This window comes from Anabaenopsis arnoldii (genome assembly GCF_028331025.1).
Classification (GTDB): domain Bacteria; phylum Cyanobacteriota; class Cyanobacteriia; order Cyanobacteriales; family Nostocaceae; genus Anabaenopsis; species Anabaenopsis arnoldii.
In genome coordinates this window covers 22,787-44,379 of the sequence record NZ_JAQMUH010000096.1, presented here as the reverse complement: position 1 = coordinate 44,379, position 21,593 = coordinate 22,787, and the positions used below count along the sequence as shown (strand labels likewise).

General features: G+C 40.7%; 21 protein-coding genes. 15 read left to right on the top strand and 6 right to left on the bottom strand.

The genetic code is table 11. The features are described from left to right. Window positions 1-4: 4 nt before the first annotated feature. The 7 genes from gvpA (at window position 5) to PN457_RS08730 (ending at window position 4,958) form a co-directional block, all read left to right on the top strand. Complete coding sequence (gene gvpA, locus PN457_RS08760; protein ID WP_063873375.1) at window positions 5-220, top strand: gas vesicle structural protein GvpA; 216 nt, start codon at window positions 5-7, stop codon at window positions 218-220. A 45-nt stretch (window positions 221-265) separates the two neighbouring features. After that, a complete protein-coding gene (gvpC, locus tag PN457_RS08755) occupies window positions 266-1,057 on the top strand; it encodes a gas vesicle protein GvpC (protein ID WP_271732688.1) in 792 nt (263 codons plus the stop codon). Between the two features lie 574 nt (window positions 1,058-1,631). Then, a complete protein-coding gene (gvpN, locus tag PN457_RS08750; RefSeq protein ID WP_271732687.1) occupies window positions 1,632-2,612 on the top strand; it encodes a gas vesicle protein GvpN in 981 nt (326 codons plus the stop codon). Window positions 2,613-2,760: 148 nt separating this feature from the next. Next, the gene (locus PN457_RS08745; RefSeq protein ID WP_271732686.1) at window positions 2,761-3,153 is read left to right on the top strand and encodes a gas vesicle protein; all 393 of its coding nucleotides are present in this window, start codon (window positions 2,761-2,763) and stop codon (window positions 3,151-3,153) included. A gap of 169 nt (window positions 3,154-3,322) precedes the next feature. After that, window positions 3,323-3,787: a gas vesicle protein K gene (locus PN457_RS08740; protein ID WP_271732685.1), complete on the top strand. Its 465-nt coding sequence runs from the start codon at window positions 3,323-3,325 to the stop codon at window positions 3,785-3,787. 47 nt (window positions 3,788-3,834) lie between these two features. Next, on the top strand, window positions 3,835-4,575 hold the full coding sequence (gene gvpF, locus PN457_RS08735) for a gas vesicle protein GvpF (RefSeq protein WP_271732684.1): 741 nt from the start codon (window positions 3,835-3,837) through the stop codon (window positions 4,573-4,575). A gap of 83 nt (window positions 4,576-4,658) precedes the next feature. Further along, complete coding sequence (locus PN457_RS08730; protein ID WP_271732683.1) at window positions 4,659-4,958, top strand: gas vesicle protein GvpG; 300 nt, start codon at window positions 4,659-4,661, stop codon at window positions 4,956-4,958. A gap of 57 nt (window positions 4,959-5,015) precedes the next feature. On the opposite strand, the gene PN457_RS08725 is transcribed toward PN457_RS08730, so the two are convergent. Then, window positions 5,016-5,264: a hypothetical protein gene (locus PN457_RS08725; protein WP_271732682.1), complete on the bottom strand. Its 249-nt coding sequence runs from the start codon at window positions 5,262-5,264 to the stop codon at window positions 5,016-5,018. A 349-nt stretch (window positions 5,265-5,613) separates the two neighbouring features. Between PN457_RS08725 and PN457_RS08720 the strand changes: the two genes are divergently transcribed. From PN457_RS08720 to PN457_RS08710, 3 genes are all read left to right on the top strand, one after another. Then, the gene (locus PN457_RS08720) at window positions 5,614-6,294 is read left to right on the top strand and encodes a GvpL/GvpF family gas vesicle protein (protein ID WP_271732681.1); all 681 of its coding nucleotides are present in this window, start codon (window positions 5,614-5,616) and stop codon (window positions 6,292-6,294) included. A gap of 39 nt (window positions 6,295-6,333) precedes the next feature. Beyond that, complete coding sequence (locus PN457_RS08715) at window positions 6,334-8,217, top strand: ArsA family ATPase (RefSeq protein WP_271732680.1); 1,884 nt, start codon at window positions 6,334-6,336, stop codon at window positions 8,215-8,217. A 67-nt stretch (window positions 8,218-8,284) separates the two neighbouring features. Further along, window positions 8,285-10,120 carry an AAA family ATPase gene (locus PN457_RS08710; RefSeq protein ID WP_271732679.1) on the top strand — a complete coding sequence of 612 codons (1,836 nt, stop codon included), beginning with the start codon at window positions 8,285-8,287 and terminating at the stop codon, window positions 10,118-10,120. A 133-nt stretch (window positions 10,121-10,253) separates the two neighbouring features. Here the strand turns inward: PN457_RS08710 and PN457_RS08705 are convergent, their stop codons facing one another. Both PN457_RS08705 and acnB read right to left on the bottom strand, forming a co-directional pair. Next, window positions 10,254-12,335 (bottom strand): AAA-type ATPase lid domain-containing protein, encoded by a 2,082-nt coding sequence (locus tag PN457_RS08705; RefSeq protein ID WP_271732678.1) that lies wholly within the window; start codon window positions 12,333-12,335, stop codon window positions 10,254-10,256. Between the two features lie 357 nt (window positions 12,336-12,692). Further along, entirely contained in the window at window positions 12,693-15,302 is a 2,610-nt protein-coding gene (gene acnB, locus PN457_RS08700; RefSeq protein ID WP_271732774.1) for a bifunctional aconitate hydratase 2/2-methylisocitrate dehydratase, read from the bottom strand. 489 nt (window positions 15,303-15,791) lie between these two features. Between acnB and PN457_RS08695 the strand changes: the two genes are divergently transcribed. The 4 genes from PN457_RS08695 (at window position 15,792) to PN457_RS08680 (ending at window position 18,062) form a co-directional block, all read left to right on the top strand. After that, a complete protein-coding gene (locus tag PN457_RS08695) occupies window positions 15,792-16,112 on the top strand; it encodes a 2Fe-2S iron-sulfur cluster-binding protein (protein WP_271732677.1) in 321 nt (106 codons plus the stop codon). Between the two features lie 99 nt (window positions 16,113-16,211). Then, window positions 16,212-16,400 carry a hypothetical protein gene (locus tag PN457_RS08690; protein ID WP_271732676.1) on the top strand — a complete coding sequence of 63 codons (189 nt, stop codon included), beginning with the start codon at window positions 16,212-16,214 and terminating at the stop codon, window positions 16,398-16,400. Beyond that, window positions 16,397-17,473, top strand: coding sequence for a DUF3326 domain-containing protein (locus tag PN457_RS08685; protein ID WP_271732675.1), 1,077 nt, complete (start codon window positions 16,397-16,399; stop codon window positions 17,471-17,473). The genes PN457_RS08690 and PN457_RS08685 overlap by 4 nt, the downstream gene beginning before the upstream one ends. Next, window positions 17,466-18,062, top strand: a complete 597-nt coding sequence (locus PN457_RS08680) for a CPBP family intramembrane glutamic endopeptidase (RefSeq protein WP_271732674.1) — start codon at window positions 17,466-17,468, stop codon at window positions 18,060-18,062. The genes PN457_RS08685 and PN457_RS08680 overlap by 8 nt, the downstream gene beginning before the upstream one ends. An 86-nt stretch (window positions 18,063-18,148) precedes the next feature. Here PN457_RS08680 and purN read toward each other — a convergent pair whose 3' ends face one another. Next, the gene (purN, locus tag PN457_RS08675; protein WP_271732673.1) at window positions 18,149-18,790 is read right to left on the bottom strand and encodes a phosphoribosylglycinamide formyltransferase; all 642 of its coding nucleotides are present in this window, start codon (window positions 18,788-18,790) and stop codon (window positions 18,149-18,151) included. 24 nt (window positions 18,791-18,814) lie between these two features. On the opposite strand from purN, the gene PN457_RS08670 reads away from it, so the two are divergent. After that, window positions 18,815-19,696, top strand: coding sequence for a carbohydrate ABC transporter permease (locus tag PN457_RS08670; RefSeq protein WP_271732672.1), 882 nt, complete (start codon window positions 18,815-18,817; stop codon window positions 19,694-19,696). A gap of 23 nt (window positions 19,697-19,719) precedes the next feature. Here PN457_RS08670 and fraD read toward each other — a convergent pair whose 3' ends face one another. Further along, window positions 19,720-20,763, bottom strand: coding sequence for a septal junction protein FraD (gene fraD, locus PN457_RS08665; protein WP_271732671.1), 1,044 nt, complete (start codon window positions 20,761-20,763; stop codon window positions 19,720-19,722). Window positions 20,764-20,808: 45 nt separating this feature from the next. After that, entirely contained in the window at window positions 20,809-21,354 is a 546-nt protein-coding gene (gene fraC / locus PN457_RS08660) for a filament integrity protein FraC (protein WP_271732670.1), read from the bottom strand. Window positions 21,355-21,593: the final 239 nt, after the last annotated feature.

Here is a 21,593-nt window from a genome sequence, read left to right as displayed (position 1 = left end):
ACATATGGCAGTTGAAAAAACTAACTCTTCCTCCAGCTTGGCAGAAGTTATTGATAGAATCCTGGACAAAGGTATCGTCATCGATGCTTGGGCTCGTGTTTCTTTAGTTGGTATCGAATTACTGGCTATTGAAGCTAGAATTGTCATTGCTTCTGTAGAAACTTACCTGAAATATGCAGAAGCAGTAGGACTCACTCAGTCTGCAGCAGTTCCTGCTTAATTATCAAATGGTTAAGACCACTTTATCATTATTCAGGAGAAGTTCATGTCTGCTTTGATGGAAAGAATCCGGGAAGAAAACCGCTCCATCTTCGAGAGTGTTAATAAACTTATTGATTGCAGCAAAAGTGCTAGAGTTGCTCAAAGTATTGCTAGAGTTGCTCAGGCGAAAGCACAAGCAGCAGAACTGCGTCAGTTCCAACAAAACCTACAGCAAGAAACTGAGCAGTTTTTAACAACCACAACTCAAGAACGTGTTGCTCAAGCGAAAGCACAAGCAGCAGAACTGCTCGAGTTCCAACAAAACCTACAGCAAGAAACTGAGCAGTTTTTAACAACCACAACTCAAGAACGTGTTGCTCAAGCGAAAGCACAAGCAGCAGCATTGCTCGATTTCTATCAAAACCTGCAGCAAGAAACTGAGCAATTTTTAACAACCACAACTCAAGAACGTGTTGCTCAAGCGAAAGCACAAGCAGCAGCATTGCTTGAGTTCTATCAAAACCTGCAGCAAGAAACTGAGCAATTTTTAACAACCACAACTCAAGAGCGTGTTGCTCAAGCGAAAGCACAAGCGGCAGCATTGCTTGAGTTCTATCAAAACCTACAGCAAGAAACTGAGCAATTTTTAGCCACCACTGCTAAAGAACGTGTTGCTCAAGCGAAAGCACAAGCAGCAGCATTGCTTGAGTTCCAACAAAACCTGCAGCAAGAAACTGAGCAATTTTTAGCCACCACTGCTAAAGAACGTGTTGCTAAGGCCAAAGCCCAAGCAGCAGAACTGCGTCAATTCCGTCAGGATTTGTTTATGAGTGTTATTGGTGGATCCGGACTTTAATCAAGATTCGCAATAAACACATCTCATCTGTTTCACAATTGGGCTAAATAATAAACCCCCTTTATCTTTCAGTTGCAAAACTGCTAATACAAGGGGTTAATTAATAAAATTAAAGTGTTCCGAGACTTTAGTAAAATAGGCTTGTATTGCTAACCCACTGATTCCAATATTTGCTTAACGAATAAAGTCAATAGTGTTACTTAACTAGAGTTTTAGATTTATTTACCTTTATATAGTACGATAGAGAGGAACTCTATCACATTAAATCAATAATTGCACCTTAATTTCCCTCTGATTGAATATAAAGATAGTTCCATGCTTTCTCAACTTATAACTGGGATTTGGATCACAAATCCTGGTTTTAGTTAGCGTCAAAAATGTTAAGATCATCAAGTGAATAGAAAAAATCAAAACCTAGCCTGGGACTTCAAAAACTAGACCGCTAGAAAAATTTGATATCACTACACACCTTTAAAGTGCAGAGAGTCCCTTGGCAAATCCCAATTGACAGTAACACTTGAAATCTTTCAGTCTATAGTCTCACACACCTTCAATTTATTACCAGCTTCAATTTATGGCTATCACCAATACGAATCACAAAAGAGCAGTTATTCGTGTCCGTCCAGGACAGTTTGTCATGACACCTGCGATTGAGAAAGTAGCAGCTAGAGCATTGCGTTATCTCAAATCAGGGTTTCCCGTTCACTTGCGAGGCCCTGCGGGAACAGGTAAAACAACTTTAGCACTCCACATAGCGCACTGTCTCGAGAGCCCAGTAATGTTACTGTTTGGCGATGACGAATTTAAAAGTTCGGATTTGATTGGTAGTGAAACTGGTTATACTCGCAAGAAATTACTGGACAATTATATTCACAACGTCGTTAAAGTAGAAGACCAATTACAACAGAACTGGGTTGATTCTAGACTGACTTTAGCCTGTCGAGAAGGTTTTACCTTAGTCTATGATGAATTTAACCGTTCACGTCCAGAAGTTAATAACGTTTTACTTTCAGCTTTAGAAGAAAAAATTCTCAGCCTACCTCCTAGTAGTAATCAGCCAGAGTATCTACACGTTAATCCGAAATTTCGCGCTATATTTACATCCAATCCCGAAGAATACTGCGGAGTTCATTCAACCCAAGATGCTTTGATGGATAGGTTGGTAACTATTAATATGCCAGAACCAGATGAGATAACTCAAGGCGAAATATTAATTCAGAAAACAAACATATCTCGAGAATCTGCTTACTTAATAGTGCAGTTGGTAAGATCGTTTCGTCTGGCTATAGAAGCAGAGAAAACTTCAGGTTTACGGTCTTGTTTGATGATTGCTAAAGTATGTGCGGAAAATGACATTATAGTAGAAGTAGAAAATCCAGACTTTCAGGAGATTGCTATCGATGTTCTGTGCAACCGCAGTAATTTAGCTATGAGTGAAGCGACAAATATTTTAATGGAATTACTTAGCAAGACTAGTTTCCAAACAGAACTTTCACAGCCAAAGACAGATTTAGAAAATGCTGATCTTTTTGATAAAGAAGTTTATAATCACTAAACTCATACCAAAAAGTCAAGTAATAACTAGAATTTTCAAAGACTTAGCTCCAGATGGCATCTAATACTAAATGCTTCTGGTTCTTTGGAACACAAATTGTTTGTGAGCAAAATTATCGTCTTTATACTATTCAAGAGTTGAATTATTCGTGACTTCTACCCCCATACTACCAACACGTCATCAGACAAACTCAAGTCGAACTATTAACACATCTACTCAAGGCTCAAACTTAGCGGACATTCTGGAAAGAGTCTTAGATAAGGGCGTTGTTATTGCGGGCGATATTTCTATATCTATCGCATCAACTGAACTTTTACATATTCGCATTCGCTTGTTAATTTCCTCCGTTGATAAAGCCAAGGAAATGGGTATTAATTGGTGGGAAAATGACCCTTATCTGAGCAGTAAAGCCCAAAGATTAATTGAAGAAAATCAACAGCTTCAAAATCGCCTGGAGAGTCTAGAATCCGAAATAAAGTTACTTAAGTCTGCGAGTATCCAAGATCAAACTCCATTACCAGAGAATATTCAACATGATTAAGTAACCAGGAAATTATTTGATCACGAGATTCCCAGTTAGATGAGTAATTGGTTAAAATTTCTGTTTGAACCAGCGAAAGTCAAACAGACTGGGACGGTTAATAACTATTGAAAAATGACTGATTGAATTGCATTCAAAGAAACTGAAAGTTTAGGTTACATTTATAGAAATGGTTTGTAATCCATCGGAAGACTTTAAGGATTTACCAACCAAGGCTTCTAAAAATAACGAAGCGGGTTTAGCTCCTTTATTATTGACTGTATTAGAATTGCTGCGTCAACTAATGGAAGCGCAAGTAATTCGGCGTATGGAACAGGAGTTACTGTGTGAATCTGATTTAGACCGAGCGGCGGAAAGTTTGCAAAAGTTAGAGTCACAAATTTTAGATTTTTGTCAGATATTTGAAATTGAGCCATCAGACCTCAATGTAAATTTAGGAGATTTTGGTAGTCTTTTACCTCCCTCTGGTTCTTATTATCCAGGGGAAACTAGCAATCAGGCTTCAGTGGTAGAGTTATTAGACCGGCTTTTAAATACTGGAGTTGTTGTAGACGGTGAGATAGATATCGGTTTAGCTCAACTAGACCTGATTCATGCTAAGTTACGGTTAGTTTTGACCGCCAAAACAATGTAATCAAAAGTGATAAGTTGTAAATTCCAACTCAATGGGTTAATAAATTAATGAATTTTGGTCTTTATTTGTATGGGATTTTCCCCGATATAATTCCTAGCTCTGTTTCTATTACAGGATTGGACGGGAAACCTGTTTATAGTCAGGTAGTTGATGGATTGACTTTTTTATATTCAGAAGCATCTAAAGAGAAATATTTGGCTTCTCGACGCAATTTATTAACTCATGAAAAAGTGTTAGAGGAGACAATGCAAGCAGGATTTAATGTCCTTCTTCCTCTCCAGTTCGGATTAGTTATTAAAGACTGGGACGCAATAACCACACAACTCATCGAACCATATAAAGAGCAATTGCACAACTTATTTCAAAAACTGGCCGGACAAAGAGAGGTGAGTGTTAAGATTTTTTGGGATAGCAAGTCTGAATTGCAAGCCATGATGGAATCTAATCTCGCTTTGAAACAGGAGCGTGACAATATGGAAGGGAGAAAATTAAGTATAGAGGAGGTGATTCACATTGGACAATTAATTGAAAGTAATTTATCCGCTCGCAAACAATCTGTGATTGAAGTTTTCTCTAATGAGCTAAATCCTTTAGCAACAGAGGTTATAGAGGGTGAACTTATGACAGAGGACATGATTTATAACACCGCATTTTTGATTCCTTGGGAAAGTGAATCTAAATTCGGTGAAATCGTAGAAGCAATTGATATGAAATTTGGCGATCGCCTACGTATTCGCTACAACAATTTCACTGCTCCCTACACATTTGCACAACTGGCTGAACCATAGACCCAATTGCAGCTATTTATTACCATCCCTCTTGCTGTATGTAATAATAGCTTTAAAAATGCAATATCAACTACCAAGGATTTATGACTATGCTGATGAAACTTTTACTATCTCCAATAATGGGTCCAATTAATGGAGTTGTATGGATTGCAGAGAAAATTGAAGAGCGTGCTAATACCGAATTTAATGATCAAGAAAACCTGAACAAACAATTATTGACCCTGCAGCTTTCCCTAGACATGGGCGACATTACCGAAGAAGAGTATGACGCTCAAGAAGAAGAAATTCTTTTAAAACTCCAAGAATTGGAAGAAGAAGCCCGACTGGAAGCAGAATCTGAAGAATACGAAGCCTTGGAAGAACAAAATCAGGTGAGAGCATAGACTTAAGTAGATCAAGATCCAACCGGGAGTTGTCAAATTTTCGGCAATATGACCGACTTAATATTCAATTTCCAGAACATTGTAGTTCTTAGATTGCACCGATTCAATAGACTCAACATATATATTTTTTCGAGAGCCTATATCTTGAGTATTTGTTAACTCCGGATCATTTTGACGGAATTTCTTAATCGTTTTCTCGGTTTCTTCTATTTGGTGATTCAGGGTAGTTAAACGCCTGTTTAGTAAACTTGTTCGCTCTCTAATGAAATATAGTTCCCTTTGAAGACGTTCCTTTTCAGTCACCATTTGATACAGTTCCAGCTGGCACGATGCCTCGTTCTTATTGCGAGGCATTGTACTAATCTTAGGTCTGATAACACTACGCTTAGGAGTATTTTTCATGAACAATGTCTGAATTGTTATTAATTATTAATTATAGCTAACTAAGGTGTCATTGTAAATCTTTCAAGAATATGTAAATATTTTCAGCAATACTTTAAACTAACTCTATAAGTCTTCAAAATCTGGCACTATCACCAAAAATATAAAAATATGGTATAATTTTTACCAAATCGAGGATGATAATTTAATATTATTACAATGTGGGAGCGGAAACTGAATTAGTTAAAATTATACAACTATCTAGGTGCAGTATATGGAATCAGAAAACCTCTATAGTTATGCCTTTTTAGAAACACCTAGCTTGCCCTTAATTTTACCACAAGGTGCTGCTAGTCAAGTAGTGCTGATTAAGAGTACTAATCTTTCGGCTATTGTTGAGCCTGGAATATCTTTAGAGTCATTCCAACATAATGAGCAGAAAATTATCGAGATGGCTTTATGCCATGACCGAGTTATTTGTGAGCTTTACCAGCAGATTACAGTTTTACCCGTGCAGTTTGGAATATGCTTTAATTCTCAGAAAAATCTGCTCATTCACCTAGAATCAAATACCGAAAAATATCGCCAGCAGCTACAAAAAATTCATGGTAAGACTGAATTTACTTTGAAATTGATTCCTGTAATACTAGAGGAAGTAGCACCAGTAAAGGCCAGGGGAAAAGATTACTTTTTAGCTAAAAAGCAACAGTATCAAAACCAAAAAGACTTTAGTATTGCACAAGCAGCAGAAAAACACTATCTCATTGATTTAATAACAACAACCAATAATTATCCGGTTGTTGTTAAAGAAAAAGAGCAAGAAGTAAGCATTCATATGCTGGTTAATATTGAAGATAAAAATTGGTTTTTAGAACAAACTTTAAATTGGCAAAAAGCTTGTCCTCGTTGGAATTTATTGTTAGGAGATTCTCTTCCTCCTTACCACTTTATTTAATTAAAGTTTATTTATTCTTTTCCTAATTCTTTTAAAGTTATGAAGCAGTACGACTCACTTAACTTGGTTATGTTTAGCGGCAAAGGCGGAGTTGGTAAAACTACTATCTCTTGCAGTTTTGCTCGTTACTGGGCGACAAAGTTTCCAGAGGAAAAAATTTTGTTACTTTCTACAGACCCAGCACATTCCTTAGGAGATGTATTACTTTCAAAAGTCACAGATGATGGTTCACAGGTAGAAGATTTACCTAATTTGAGTGTTCGAGCATTAGATGCTGAAAAACTATTAGTGGAATTTAGGGCTAAATATAGTCGATTCTTAGAACTGCTAGTTGAGCGAGGGAGTTTAGCTGACGGAGAAGATTTAGCCCCGGTTTGGGATCTAAATTGGCCCGGCTTAAATGAACTGATGGGATTGCTAGAAATTCAGCGTCTACTTTCAGAAAAAACCGTAGACCGGATAGTGCTTGATATGGCTCCTTCAGGTCATACATTAAATTTGTTGCAATTAAAAGATTTCTTCGATGTAATTTTAAATTCCTTTGAATTATTTCAACAAAAACATCGTGTGATCACAGAGAGTTTCAGAGGGAGCTATAAATCTGATGAAGTAGATGATTTTCTGGAGGATATGAAATCTCAATTAGCAGAAGGGAGACGACTGCTACAAGATGAGACATTTACAGGTTGCTTGGTAGTCACAATTGCTGAACCCATGTGTTTAGCAGAAACTGAAAGATTTTTAGATAATTTAAAAACTCTCAATATTCACTATACGGGAATTCTGATAAATCGCATCATCACAGATAGCGATATAAATACAGACCGCTATGCAGAGCAACAAAATTTGACCGATAAATTCTTAAAAATTGCCGGCGATCAACCAGTTTTCATTGTACCACAACAAGCAAAAGAACCATTAGGTTCCTTGGCATTGGATGACCTGGCACGACAAATTCAAAAAATTGACAGCGTCGAACTTTCTACCCCGCCAGCAATTCAGTGGCCAAGTAGAATCCTCCCAAGCTTCAGTGACTTTGTAGCCGAAGGATGTCAACTAATTATTGTGGGGGGTAAAGGAGGAGTTGGTAAAACAACAGTTGCAGGAGCTTTAGGCTGGGGTTTAGCTAATCGTCATCCTCAACAAAAAATTCGGATAATTTCCATAGATCCTGCTCATTCCTTGGGCGATGCATTTGGACAAAAATTGGGACATCAAGCCTCATCATTGGCAACTAATTTGACCGGACAAGAAATTGATGCTGATGAAATATTAGATCAGTTTCGTACGGATTATCTTTGGGAATTAGCGGATATGATTAGTGGTGAAGGAACAGAAACTGATAGCACAATAGATATTGCTTATCTTCCAGGAGCTTGGCGACAGATTATGTCTCAAGCTTTACCAGGTATTGATGAGATACTGTCCCTAATCACTATTATGGACTTATTGGATAGTAACCAGCAAGACTTGATTATTTTAGATACTGCTCCCACCGGTCATCTGCTACAATTTTTGGCAATGCCATCTGCTTTAGGAGATTGGTTATCGTGGATATTTAAGTTATGGATAAAATACCAGAACGTTGTAGGTAGACTAGATTTAATTGGGCGGTTGCGGAATTTACGTCAACAAGTTGTCCAAGCCCAAAAGAAATTAAAAAATCCAAAGCATACGCAATTTGTGGGAGTAATTCAGGCAGAAGGTGCGATTATATCTGAACATATACGCCTAACAGCATCCCTGAAAGATATGGGAATCCAACAACGTTATGTAGTGCAAAATCGCTATACTCAAGAAATAGGAATTGACTCCAGCTTATTTCCCGAACAAACAATCATCCGCTTACCCAATTTACCTAGATCAGTAGAACCAATTGCCCGTATTCAAGCAGCTGCAAATCTTTTATTTGACTTTGATTAATCAATATCAAATTTAAGCTGTATGTAGCCTAAGATATATTTTCTCAATTCATTTTTCGAGGAACTTTATGAGTGATTTATTCAAGGGATTTGAGCAGTTTATAGAGTTGGTGAAAACTCTAGAAGAAAAAGTGGAAAATGGAGAAATTAAAACTGATGTGCAGTTTAACTCACGTTCATTAAGCAGTATTCCCAGAACCGGTAACATTCCCCGTACTAATAATAATACAACTAGTAATGTTGGTACTACTTCCATTCGTACCCCATCTTCCCCTGCACGTGATACAGGTGCATCTGACCCCAATATACAACCTGAAGGTAATTTAGGTATAACCCTCAAAGATATTGGGGGATTGAACCAAGAACTCAAAGAACTCAAAGAACTGATTGCTATTCCTTTAAAACGCCCTGACCTGCTAGTTAAGTTAGGACTCGAACCTACACATGGGGTATTATTAGTAGGTCCCCCCGGTACCGGCAAAACACTCACAGCCCGTGCGTTAGCTGAAGAACTGGGGGTTAACTACATTGCCCTTGTTGGCCCTGAAGTCATCACCAAATATTATGGTGAAGCAGAGCAAAAACTGCGGGCTATTTTTGAAAAAGCTGCCAAAAATGCTCCTTGTATTATCTTTATTGACGAAATCGATAGCTTGGCCCCAGACCGTAGTGCAGTAGAAGGGGAAGTAGAAAAGCGTTTAGTTGCCCAACTATTGAGCCTCATGGATGGTTTCTCCCACAACAAAGGCGTGATTTTACTCGGAGCTACTAATCGCCCTGATCATCTTGACCCAGCTCTACGCCGTCCCGGACGATTCGACAGAGAAATTCAGTTTCGAGTTCCAGATATCAATGGGCGCAAAGAAATCCTGCAAGTCCTGACTCGTGCTATGCCCTTAGATAATACAGTTGATCTGGAGTTTATTGCCGATCGCACCGTGGGATTTGTGGGGGCTGACTTAAAAGCTGTCTGTCAAAAAGCAGCATACACAGCTTTACGCCGTCAGGTTCCTTCCATTGATATGCCAATTCCAGAAGTTATTACGGTGCAGCAATCTGATTTCTTGCAGGCGCTCAAGGAAATCAAACCAGCAGTACTTCGTAGCATGGAAGTTGAAGTTCCTCATGTGGAATGGGAAGATATTGGGGGCTTGGAAACCATAAAACAGACCTTGCGGGAATCTGTGGAAGGGGCTTTGTTGTATCCAGAACTCTACAAAGAAACAAAAGCCAGAGCGCCCAAGGGAATACTCTTGTGGGGTCCGCCCGGTACTGGGAAAACATTATTAGCCAAGGCTGTGGCTTCCCAAGCCCGAGCTAACTTTATTGGTATTAATGGACCAGATTTACTCAGCCGTTGGGTGGGAGCCAGTGAACAAGCAGTTAGGGAGTTATTTGCTAAGGCGCGACAAGCAGATCCCTGTGTAATATTTATCGATGAACTTGATACATTAGCGCCAGCACGGGGGACTTACACCGGTGATTCGGGAGTCAGTAACCGGGTAGTAGGACAATTACTCACGGAATTAGATGGTTTAGGAACCGGCGCAAATATTTTGGTAATTGGGGCTACAAATCGTCCTGATGCCATAGATCCTGCTCTGTTACGGGCAGGGCGGTTAGATTTACAATTAAAAGTAGATTTACCGAATTTAGATAGTCGGTGCAAGATTTTGCAAGTTTACAATCAAGGCAGACCTCTTTTAAATGTAGATTTGGAACACTGGGCTAAGGTGACAGAAGGTTGGAATGGTGCGGATTTAGTATTACTCTGCAATCAGGCCGCTGTAGAAGCAATTCGCCGGTTTAGGTCTCAAGGTGAAACAGATACTGCTGCCATCAAGATTACTGTTGATGATTTCCAAGCTTCTTATGAAGCTTTAATCCAGCAACGTACAGTTTAATTCAACCATAGCCAGGGGCAATAAATAAATGAATTGCCCCAATCCTCTCCCTGCTTCCCTGGTAGGGTTTCATAGGCACTGTGGGAATAGAGACAATACTTCAACTATTCAAAGATGATTTTCCTTCTTTGTGTTAAAAAACCATCAGACCAAAAAACACGGCAACAAAACCCATAAGCAAGCAAATATGTGGCAAATTTCTCAATAAATCACCTTTGCTAATCCTGAAAAGCGCAAAAATACTCACCGGAACAATACCCAGTAATGTCACACCCTGGAGAAAAGTCGCCACATGTACATCCCAGCTTAAGCTAGGTAAAAATATATCAGTATAACCCAAATTTTGGGCAAATACTGGTAAAATTTTTCCAGATTCGGTAATCATAGCCGGTAGGTAATATGCTAAATTTGCCGCCAGTGTCATGGGTAAATAAGCATAAACAACGGTTAAGTAATCTGGCATTTCACCATCGAGCCAACGACTCAGACGGTGAGTTAAATAGGTGAATATTCCAGGCAGACTTAACAAAACTATTGCCACGGACACCCCCAGCAATAAATGCTCAGAATCTAGTGACAAAGCACCTAAACCAAACCAACTCAAAAACTTGTGAGAGTTGTGCAGAAAAACTCCACCCAATAGCAACAGCATTAAGGCAACTTCTGCGGCAAAACCTTGATGATTTTCCCATAAATCTGCACCGGGAATCCGTAAATTCAGCTGTACAGAACGATTAGGGCAAGATTTTAGACATCCCATACATAACACACAATCCCGGTTATTTGATAACTGTGCCGGCACAGAATACAGAGGACATCCATAGCTGGCCTGTCCTTCCGTGGGTAGGGCTTCAGCAAAAGTAACTGGTGTGGCTGGGGTGGGTTTGCGACAGGCAAATGTACTGCACTGACAACCACAGACTTGCTCGGTGGCACGCAACTCAATCATAGATAATTTAGCAAACATTCCATTCATGCCGCCAATGGGACACAGATAACGACACCACAGACGACGTTCATAGATGAGACTGAAGATTACCGCCCCACCTGTAATTACTAGTAATAAGGAGGCGGAAAGATAGGCAGAATGGGGTAAATCCCAGAGTTTTTCCCATAGATAAATGATCAGGAACCCCCCCCAGACACACCACGCCCCCCATTTATTCAGCCATTTATGAGGCCAAGGGCGCAACTGGCGGGGATAAACCCACACAGAGATTTTTCTGAGCAATTCACCTGTAATCATAAATGGACAAACAGCACACCAAAGTCTCCCCACTAAAGGAAACAGTAGTAAATATATTGGCCACCACCATGCCCAGAATAGGTTGAGCATTAAGCTATGCTCTCGCGTTGGTGAACCGATAAAACCCAGGATAACTAGGGGGATAAACATGACCATACTTACCCACCAGAATGGAGTTAGCCACCATTTACTCAGGAAGAATTGGCGTAAAGCTGGTAGGTAGTTTAATAAGTCAAGGCGAAAACTGTTTTTCTTCGATTCTACTGACCATAATACTTGTTCGGAAATCATGCACTGGTCACGAGCGGTCATTAATACTGCTCGTTGCAGGATGATTTCTAATTCCGCCAAGTTGTTGGGGTAGTGATAACTGAGTAAACGCCGCAGGGCTACTTGACTGAGTTTTAAAGTGGGACGATTTTGCGTGCGACAGATTTTTGTTAAGAAATACTCAGCCAGGATGGGAATGTCTTCTTTGCGTTGGGAAAGGGCAAAAAGTTTGACTTGATGAACTTCTATCCCTTCGGTGACAATGGGTTGAGGACTGGCCAGAATTAGACGTAATTGATTGTTTGGTCGATTTTTAAGGAAATTGATCAGGCGATCGCCTTCTGCTTCACTTAATAACTGTACATTATCAATTAGTACAGTACCCTGCTCAATCTCTTCAAGTATCCCTTTTTGGTTACTGTTGCCCAACAGAAGACCTTGGTTATTTGGGGGTAATTGGGAGCAATCTATTTCAGCAAAGATGCCTTCTAAATGAGATTGTGTGTGAATCCATGCCGATGTAAATGTTTTACCACTGCCGGGAGGAGCTTGCAATATGATTGGTTTACAGTCCGTACTGATTTTTAATACTATCTCTGCTATTTTTCGAGCCGCTTTACTTTGAAATTGGGGAAGCTCTTGTTCTAAATCAAGGACAGGAGGAATACCCCAATGGGGAATAACTGTTTTTGTATACATTCATGGTTCCTCAAATCTAGTTTCTCTAGTCGGAATAACTGAGGTTTTCAATATTTACATTTGAAAAGTTGAGAGGCTCTGTGCAAAAATATTTCAAGCCAATCAATGGAGATATTAAATATTGAAAAATATCAACATAGGATGAATCCAAAAAGCTCAGTAAGTCTGTTCAAGGAAAACATACTTATGACATTCTAGTGGACTCTGTAGCAATTATACTGCTAAGTAAAGAAACATAGAGAAAACGAACAAATCTTAATCTTCTGGTCTGTAATAAAATGAAACCTCTTGTATATATACAAGATATATACAAGAAGATGTTTTTGCCAATTACAGGCTATTCTGGCATGAAACTAACTACCTTGCTGCCCTAGGCATACCTAAAATATCCTCAAGTTTGGGCATATCTTCCACAGCGACAACTCGCCCTTCATCCTCAAAACCAGTGATTTGATCAAAGTTCAAATACCGATACAAATCATCAGCAAAAGGATGAATCTTTTGTGCCACAATATCTAAATATTCCGGCACTGTGGGAATGCGCCCCAGCAACGCACAAACGGCCGCTAACTCCGCAGAACCAAGGTAAACTCGCGCATCTTTACCCATGCGATTATTGAAGTTACGAGTCGAAGTAGAAAAAACAGTTGTCCCATCTGCAACTCGCGCCTGATTACCCATACATAAACTACATCCAGGCATTTCTGTACGTGCATTAGCCCCTTCAAAGATATTATACACACCCTCTTGTTTGAGTTGGTGTTCATCCATGCGGGTAGGCGGACAAATCCACAGGCGAGTTTTCACCACACCAGCACCTTCTAACACTTTACCAGTGGCGCGATAATGACCGATATTGGTCATACAAGAACCAACAAAAACTTCTTGTACCGGGTCATTGGCAACCTCTGATAATAATTTCACATTATCAGGGTCATTAGGTGCAGCGACAATGGGTTCTGTGATTTCATTCAAATCAATGTCAATGATTTCTGCATACTCTGCATCTCCATCAGCTTCCATGAGCGTGGGGTTAGCTAACCATTCTTCCATTTTCGCCACCCGGCGCATAATGGTACGTGCATCGGTGTAACCCCTAGCTACCATATTCTTTAACAGGGTGACATTAGAACGCAGATATTCCGAAATTGTCTCAACACTCAGCTTAATTGTGCAACCTGCACAAGAACGTTCTGCGGAAGCATCGGTAAGTTCAAAGGCTTGTTCTACTTTCAAATTGGGTAAGCCTTCCATTTCCAGAATCCGCCCTGAAAAGACGTTTTTCTTGTTTTTCTTTTCTACGGTCAGCAAACCTTTTTGAATGGCCACGTAAGGAATAGCATTAACAATATCCCGTAAGGTGATACCCGGTTGTAATTCACCTTTGAACCTGACTAATACTGATTCTGGCATATCCAGGGGCATCACACCCAACGCACCCGCAAAGGCTACTAACCCAGAACCTGCGGGGAAGGAAATACCCAAGGGGAAGCGGGTATGGGAGTCGCCCCCTGTTCCCACAGTGTCAGGTAATAGCATCCGGTTTAACCAAGAGTGAATAATACCATCGCCGGGACGTAAGGCTACACCACCACGCTGGGCAAAGAAATCTGGTAGTTCTTGGTGAGTTTTAATGTCTACGGGTTTGGGATAAGCCGCAGTGTGACAGAAACTCTGCATAACTAGGTCAGCACTAAAACCCAGACAGGCTAGTTCTTTTAATTCGTCCCTGGTCATGGGGCCTGTGGTGTCCTGAGAACCAACGGTAGTCATCAGGGGTTCGCAGGATGTCCCCGGACGGACACCGGGTAAACCGCAAGCTTTACCTACCATTTTCTGGGCGAGGGTATAACCTTTGCCTGTATCATGGGGTGGTTGGGGACGAATAAATAAAGTGCTGGGTGATAAACCCAAGGCTTCCCGGGTTTTGTCGGTGAGGGTACGCCCAATGAGTAGGGGGATACGTCCACCAGCGCGGACTTCATCTAGGATGGTTTCGGGTTTGAGGGTGAAGGTGGAAATGACTTGGCCTGCTTGGTTGGTAATTTCGCCTTTGTAGGGATGGATGGTAATTACCATACCGGTTTCTAAGTTACCTACATCGCATTGAATGGGTAAAGCACCTGCATCTTCAGCCGTGTTAAAGAAAATCGGTGCGATCGCACTACCTAAAATATAACCCCCAGCGCGTTTGTTCGGTACATAAGGAATATCATTTCCTAAATGCCACAATACTGAGTTAATGGCAGATTTGCGCGAGGAACCAGTACCCACAACATCGCCCACATAAGCCACAGGATGTCCTTTTTGCTTTAATTCGGCAATGGTTTCTAAACTCCCTGGTTGCCTTGATTCTAGCATGGCTAAGGCGTGTAAGGGAATATCCGGGCGGGTGGTGGCGTGGGTGGCGGGGGATAGGTCATCGGTGTTGGTTTCCCCTGGGACTTTAAATACTGTCACCGTAATCGCTTCTGCTAGTTTCTCACGACTGGTAAACCATTCCGCATTAGCCCAGGAGTCAATTACCTGCTTGGCGTAAGGATTGCTTTGGGATAATTCCAAAACATCATGAAAGGCATCATACACCAACAGAATTTTACTCAGGGCAGTGGCGGCGTGGGCGGCGATCGCTTCATCCCCGGAAATTTGCAGTAAATCAATTAAGGATTGAACATTGTATCCTCCTACCATCGTTCCCAGTAATTCTACTGCGGCGACGGGGGAAACTAAAGGACTGGTAATTTCGCCTTTAGCAATGGCTGTGAGAAATCCCGCTTTCACATAAGCTGCTGCATCTACACCAGGGGGGACGCGATCGCGCAATAAATGTAATAATGTATCCTGTTCACCTACTGGCGGATTTTGCAACAATTCGCCAAGTTCTGAGGTTTGCTTCCCATCCAATGGTAAAGGGGGAATACCGAGTTGGGCGCGTTCCGCAACATGATGACGGTATTGTTCTAGCATTTTGGTGTTCTCCATTGGGATGTTCTCCCCTTAATTATCAAATATTTTTCGGCAAAATTTAGCTATCAAAGTTCACCTGATTTTTATACCTAAAAGCCTCACAGGTAATTGGTTATTAGTAATTTTGTTTTATACTGAAAGTATAGTTTTGACTAATTCAATATCTTTCACCTTTGATATATAGCAACCGCCAAGCAGGTGACAACAAAAACAGATAATGAAACCATTACAAATAGAGAGCTTTAAGCCTATTCCCTGTTCCCTTCTAGAAAAACTTGAGTGTAGGTGAGTTTTTCACCCTCTGGGAAACCGAAACTACAAGGCGAGATGGAGCCGCTTTAGCTCTGTTGTGTAGCTTTAAACCCCCAGGAGAGGTCAATTGCTATCTTTTGGCCAAATTCATCTAAATATTTATGAGAATATCTGCAAGATTTTTAACTAAGTCAGATAATATAATTAATTTGTGCGTGGCATCACCTGCTTTTGTATATGTCGAAAACTTACAACGTTGAAATTCATCACCAAGGCAAAACTCATACTTTACAAGTTCCTGAAAATGAAACAATCTTATCAGTAGCCGATGCCGCTGGTCTAGATTTACCGAGTTCTTGTCATGCAGGAGTTTGTACCACTTGTGCTGGTCAAATTACCGAGGGAACTGTAGATCAAACTGATGGGATGGGCGTGAGTCCAGAACTACAAAAACAAGGTTACGCCTTGCTATGTGTTGCTTATCCCCGTTCTGACTTGAAAGTGGAAACCGAAAAGGAAGAAATAGTTTATCAGCTGCAATTTGGTAAAGACCAATAGATAAGTTATGTTATCAGTTATCAGTACTATGAACTTATTTGATAACTGGTAACTGATATCAGTTATTGTAGAAACTGGAAATATCAAAGATTTACCGCCATGACAACCCATTTTATTACTGCTGAAGTTGATTTACAAGCAACTCCTACTGAGTTGGAAACAGCAATTACAGCGGAATTGCAAAAACAAGGTGAACCCCTGCGTTGGGCGATTACTTCTGTGGATCAAGCACAGCAAAAAGCTGTTGTTGAAGCTGTTGTGACTTTGGACTGTGCATCAGTCGAGTGAATCAACGCCCCTATACAGCCATTTTAATTATACCTACTGGGGTGGGGGCTGCCATTGGCGGTTACGCTGGTGATGGTTTACCTGTAGCTAGAGTTATATCACAGGTTTGCGATCGCCTCATCACTCACCCCAATGTCCTCAATGGTGCAAGTTTGTATTGGAACCTCCCCAACACCCTGTATGTGGAAGGTTACGGACTTGACAAATTTGCCTCTGGATGCTGGGGTTTACGTCCCGTGCGTAATAATAAGATAGGTTTACTTTTAGACCAAGGTATAGAACCAGAGTTACGGCTCAGACACCTACAAGCGGCAGATGCTGCCAGAGCTACCCTGGGTTTAACTCTTACAGACTATGTAATTACAGATGCGCCAATAAACGTAGAATTACGGTTATCTAAGTCCGGAGTTAGTTGGGGAACCATTGGCAACCCTGACAGTCTCCTTAGAGGGGCAGAAATATTAATTAACAAAGCCGGCGCAGAAGCGATCGCCGTTGTCGCCCGTTTCCCCGATGACATGGATGAGGAAGCAGTACAAAACTACCGTCATGGCCAAGGAGTAGACCCCTTAGCGGGTGCGGAAGCAGTAATCAGCCATTTAATCGTGCGCACCTTCCAAATACCCTGCGCCCACGCTCCAGCCTTAGCAACCGCACCCCCAGACCCCTATTTATCACCTCGTTCTGCCGCCGAAGAATTAGGTTATACTTTTTTACCATGTGTACTTGTGGGTTTAAGTCGCGCCCCCCAATTTATTACAGAAAAACAGCCAACTACATCTTTACCAGATGATATTTGGGCAGATGAAGTAGATGCAGCCATCGTACCTGCAAATGCTTGTGGTAGTAGTGCCTTAATCAGCTTAAATCAAAAGCCATGCCAAATTATTACCGTAGCAGAAAATCAAACCCTGATCCAGGTTCCTGCCCTGGCTTTAGGAATCACAGCCATGCAGGTAAACTCATATTTAGAGGCCGTAGGTGTAATAGTAGCCCATAAAGCCGGCATCAATCCTGCCGCCCTCAGTCCTAAAATATCCTCATTGAAGCCAGTAATTACAAATCGTGGTTGAACAACAAAATCAAGAACCAGAAATTCCCTACTTGACACGCACCCAAGTATTAGTAGCTATGGGGGTGACTGCAATTGTGTTGTGGATAGTCGCCAGAGTGTGGTTAAGCTATGGCGATGTTTACTTATTAAGATGGTACTGGTCAGCAAAAGATTTACTCTTAGGCTTAGGGCTAGGTTTAATCATCGCCGCCTTAAGTGGTTTAGCTTATCGCCTTTATCCTCCCTACCGTCAAAGCGCAGACTATTACCTCAACATAGTCATCAAGCCCTTAGCTTTACCCGACCTAATCTGGCTAGGCTTACTCCCGGCCTTAAGTGAAGAACTTTTATTTCGGGGAGTGATGCTACCAGCCCTAGGCCTAGATAATGTAGCCGTAATTGTATCTAGTCTAGCCTTTGGTATTTTACATCTAAGTGGACCCCAACAATGGCCCTATGTAATTTGGGCAACTATCATTGGCTTAATGCTGGGGTTTAGCGCCTTGCTCACCGGTAACTTGTTAGTGCCAATTATTGCCCACATGATCACAAATTGGATTTCCGGCTTTTTCTGGAAATTCCGCCAAACCAAAATGGATCAAACATAATCTACTCAAATGAGATTTATCTTTGTTCATCTGTGGTTCAATTCGACCTAAGTTAAGATATGAGGTGTCGCACTTGTACCAGTTAACTACCTTTGCGCCGCTAGTGCGATCGCCTGTGGTAAAATAATATGTTCCTGAATTTGAATCCTAGCGTGGAGTGTTTCGACTGTATCCTCAGGTAATACTGGCACCGCCGCTTGGATTAATATCGGACCACTGTCTACTTCCAAACAAACTAAATGTACAGTACAGCCAGTAATTTTTACTCCAGATGCTAAAGCCTGTTCTACGGCATTAATGCCTTTAAAACTAGGCAGTAAACTGGGGTGAATATTAATAATTTTGTCTGTAAAAGCATCAATTAACACTGGTGTCACCAAACGCATCCAGCCAGCCATAATCACCCAATCGATATCATACTGCTGCAAAGTCTTGACAATTGCACCATCAAATGCTTCGCGGCTGCCGTAGTCACGGTGATTTAATAATACAGCGTCCACCCCCCGATTAGCCGCCCGTATGGCAGCTTTGGCTAAGGGGTTATTATAAATTAAAACCTCAATTTGAGCGTTTAATTGCTCATCTGCGATCGCTTGGGCAATCGCTTCAAAATTACTGCCACTACCAGAAGCCATAATCCCTAATTTTAAGGGCTGACTGAGTGATAAAAGGCGTTTACTAATACTGGGAGCAACCAGGCTAAGGGTAGAATCAGGGCAAAGAGTCATAACAGCAAAGAGGAAAAATGATAAATGCCAAAAACATATACTAAGTCCTGGTTAGATAATGATACCTTTGCGGCTTGGATTTTTTTGTCTCCCGCCCTGATTTTACTGATCATCTTCATCATTTGGCCCATCGCTTATTTGTTCTACCTCAGTTTTACTGCTGGTAGTTTCACCTCCGCAGGTACTACTTGGGTAGGTTTAAGGAATTATTGGCGCTTGCTACTGACCCAAGATTTTTGGCAAGTCTTAGGTAACACAATTTATTTTACCGTTGCCACGGTCATTCCCAGTTTAGTTATTCCTTTGGGGCTAGCAGTACTATTAGACAAATCCCTGGCGCTGCGGGGACTGCTCAGGAGTGCCTATTTTCTGCCTTCCATTATCTCTCTTGTCGCCGCCGGTTTAGGTTTTCGCTGGTTATTTCAAACAACTGGCCCCGTCAACGGATTTTTAGACTTACTGGGCATTGTACCCATTCCCTGGTTAAGTAGCACAGTTTGGGCTATGCCAGTATTAATTATTTTGAGTATCTGGAAACAACTCGGTTTTAATATGGTGGTATTTTTAGCCGGGTTGCAAGCAATCCCCCGCAGTCGCTATGAAGCAGCAGAACTAGATGGGGCTAATGCTTGGCAACAGTTCGGGCACGTTACCCTACCGGGACTACAACCTACTATAATATTTGCCATAGTTACTACAGCAATTTTTACATTGCGAAGTTTTGAGCAGGTTTATGTAATTACCGGCGGTGGTCCCCTCAATACTACTAACTTGCTGGTTTACTACATTTACCAAGAAGCTTTCGCTCAATTTGATTTTGGCTACGCCGCCGCCGCAGCTACAGTATTGTTAGCTTTTACTTTGGTGTTTGTTTATTTGCAGTTACGAACTTGGGGGGATGATTAAACCACAGCCAAAACCTCATCCCCTCAACGCTTGGCTGGTACTTCATCCGCAATAAATTTACTCAGGCGATCGCATTCAATTTCTGCAACTGTATTTTTTACCTCTACCTGTCCGAGACTCACGGGAGTTCTGGTAGATACTGCTATTGGTTCAATCCGACAAGATTTTTGTAAAAAATACCCCTTGGGGTCTGAACTAGGTCCTAGCCAGATACTGAGTAAATCTAATCCATATCCAGATGGAATATTAGCTACCCGCGCATCCGTACTCCATAATTTACTTTCCTCATATTGTCCTAGTTTCTCATTGATGACTTGATTACCTAAGTTGCTTACTTCATTTGTTGCATCTAGTAACCATCTTTCCACTTGTGACCAAGGTGTTTTATTTAATTGTTGTTCTACTTTTATTTGTATACCATCGAGTATATTTACACCATTTTCTGGGATCCGGTTTTTTTCTGTTGTTTCTGCTTGTGCAATTCTCACCACAAAGCTACTACGCTCAAAATTATCTGTGAGTAAGGTGGGATATTTTGTTAACCAATTATCCATGACAAAGTAAAACTGAATCCAGCAACTAATTAACATACAACTAGCCACCAGAACTATGATTTTTTCCCGAACTTCTGGTTTAGGAATTTTTGCTGTAGTCTTGGTTTCGGTACCTTCAATAAACTCTGGAATTGCTGTAATTATTCCCGATATTGTTGGCCAGAGAACAACAGTTCTGGGTGTAATTACATCCTCTGGATGACCAAAGGCGAAAGTACTAACTAAAAACCCGGTTATTACTGCTCCCACTGGCATAAAAGTACCAGGAACTCTTAAAGGATCATCAGTTGTATACCAGGCAGTACCAGCAATTAAAAACAACCACCCTAAAAATGCAATTATAATTTGCACATAACCTACAGCTAGCAGTGAAAGTCCCCAAGAATAAAAACTCAAGTAAATTAATGTCTGCCAGGAATAAGCTTTCTTTGGCACAAATAACTTTCTAGTTCCCTCAAAAATCCCGACAATAAATTGAAAAAGTAGTAAAACATCTTTAAATAAGGTTTGCATCCTTCACTCCTCTTATCTGTTCAAAATTATACAACTGTTTTAAGTCTACTTCCTGCTCAAAAATATAATTATGGTAATCACACTGTAACTCAGTGAGTTCGCGATTAATATACTGGTAACTAAATTTGTATTTTGTAATCTAGCAATGCTGGTCACCCGCCATTTTAAGCGACTATTATCTGGTGTTTTTGTATAGATATTTATCAAGTCTTCTTTTAATGAGAGTATGAGAAACCTCAAAAGAAAGAACTTCATGAAAAAGGTAAAGAAGAAGATTGTAAAAGCCGTGAAAATAAGAACGCCCTGACTAGCTTCTGATCTAAAAGTATTAAAAAATATGTAACTTATTAATTCTGACTTTAAATTGAGGGGTAATACTGGTTCTAGTAAAAAAAATATCACCCAACCAATAGTACTGGAAAGGAGATTTATAGATATGGCGTAAAAAGTACTAGTTTTTTTGTCGAATTTTAGCCTTTGGTTTAAAACGTATGCTTCTATAGGAATGGCGGTTAGTAAAAATAAAAATCCAAACAAAACTGCACCGAGGGGTAGGATTTTAGGAGTTGTGAGATTTTCAAGTCCAAGCATAAATTATCGATTTGGATAGGTGTAATTAGGGCAATGATCCGGTAGTTATCCTGGTCTGCCAGTATAACCTGATTTATTCTGGAGTAGGTAAGTCCTATGCAATTTGAGAGTGGATAAATTTTTAGGAATATCTATGCAGCAAGAATTCCCAGGCATACCAGAGTTTTTAGTATGAAATTATACTATAATATAGAGTATAGCAGGGTTATGGTAAAATTTTGGATATTCCCACGTTACAG

What these genes read in the sequence shown, in the direction of transcription:
- PN457_RS08730 (WP_271732683.1), top strand. Translation starts at nt 4,659, where the DNA reads ATGACTATGCTGATGAAACTTTTACTATCTCCAATAATGGGTCCAATT.
- gvpC (WP_271732688.1), top strand. Translation starts at nt 266, where the DNA reads ATGTCTGCTTTGATGGAAAGAATCCGGGAAGAAAACCGCTCCATCTTC.
- fraD (WP_271732671.1), bottom strand. Translation starts at nt 20,763, where the DNA reads ATGCAAACCTTATTTAAAGATGTTTTACTACTTTTTCAATTTATTGTC.
- PN457_RS08670 (WP_271732672.1), top strand. Translation starts at nt 18,815, where the DNA reads ATGCCAAAAACATATACTAAGTCCTGGTTAGATAATGATACCTTTGCG.
- PN457_RS08720 (WP_271732681.1), top strand. Translation starts at nt 5,614, where the DNA reads ATGGAATCAGAAAACCTCTATAGTTATGCCTTTTTAGAAACACCTAGC.
- PN457_RS08740 (WP_271732685.1), top strand. Translation starts at nt 3,323, where the DNA reads ATGGTTTGTAATCCATCGGAAGACTTTAAGGATTTACCAACCAAGGCT.
- fraC (WP_271732670.1), bottom strand. Translation starts at nt 21,354, where the DNA reads ATGCTTGGACTTGAAAATCTCACAACTCCTAAAATCCTACCCCTCGGT.
- PN457_RS08710 (WP_271732679.1), top strand. Translation starts at nt 8,285, where the DNA reads ATGAGTGATTTATTCAAGGGATTTGAGCAGTTTATAGAGTTGGTGAAA.
- PN457_RS08725 (WP_271732682.1), bottom strand. Translation starts at nt 5,264, where the DNA reads ATGGTGACTGAAAAGGAACGTCTTCAAAGGGAACTATATTTCATTAGA.
- acnB (WP_271732774.1), bottom strand. Translation starts at nt 15,302, where the DNA reads ATGCTAGAACAATACCGTCATCATGTTGCGGAACGCGCCCAACTCGGT.
- gvpN (WP_271732687.1), top strand. Translation starts at nt 1,632, where the DNA reads ATGGCTATCACCAATACGAATCACAAAAGAGCAGTTATTCGTGTCCGT.
- gvpA (WP_063873375.1), top strand. Translation starts at nt 5, where the DNA reads ATGGCAGTTGAAAAAACTAACTCTTCCTCCAGCTTGGCAGAAGTTATT.
- PN457_RS08715 (WP_271732680.1), top strand. Translation starts at nt 6,334, where the DNA reads ATGAAGCAGTACGACTCACTTAACTTGGTTATGTTTAGCGGCAAAGGC.
- PN457_RS08695 (WP_271732677.1), top strand. Translation starts at nt 15,792, where the DNA reads ATGTCGAAAACTTACAACGTTGAAATTCATCACCAAGGCAAAACTCAT.
- gvpF (WP_271732684.1), top strand. Translation starts at nt 3,835, where the DNA reads ATGAATTTTGGTCTTTATTTGTATGGGATTTTCCCCGATATAATTCCT.
- purN (WP_271732673.1), bottom strand. Translation starts at nt 18,790, where the DNA reads ATGACTCTTTGCCCTGATTCTACCCTTAGCCTGGTTGCTCCCAGTATT.
- PN457_RS08690 (WP_271732676.1), top strand. Translation starts at nt 16,212, where the DNA reads ATGACAACCCATTTTATTACTGCTGAAGTTGATTTACAAGCAACTCCT.
- PN457_RS08705 (WP_271732678.1), bottom strand. Translation starts at nt 12,335, where the DNA reads ATGTATACAAAAACAGTTATTCCCCATTGGGGTATTCCTCCTGTCCTT.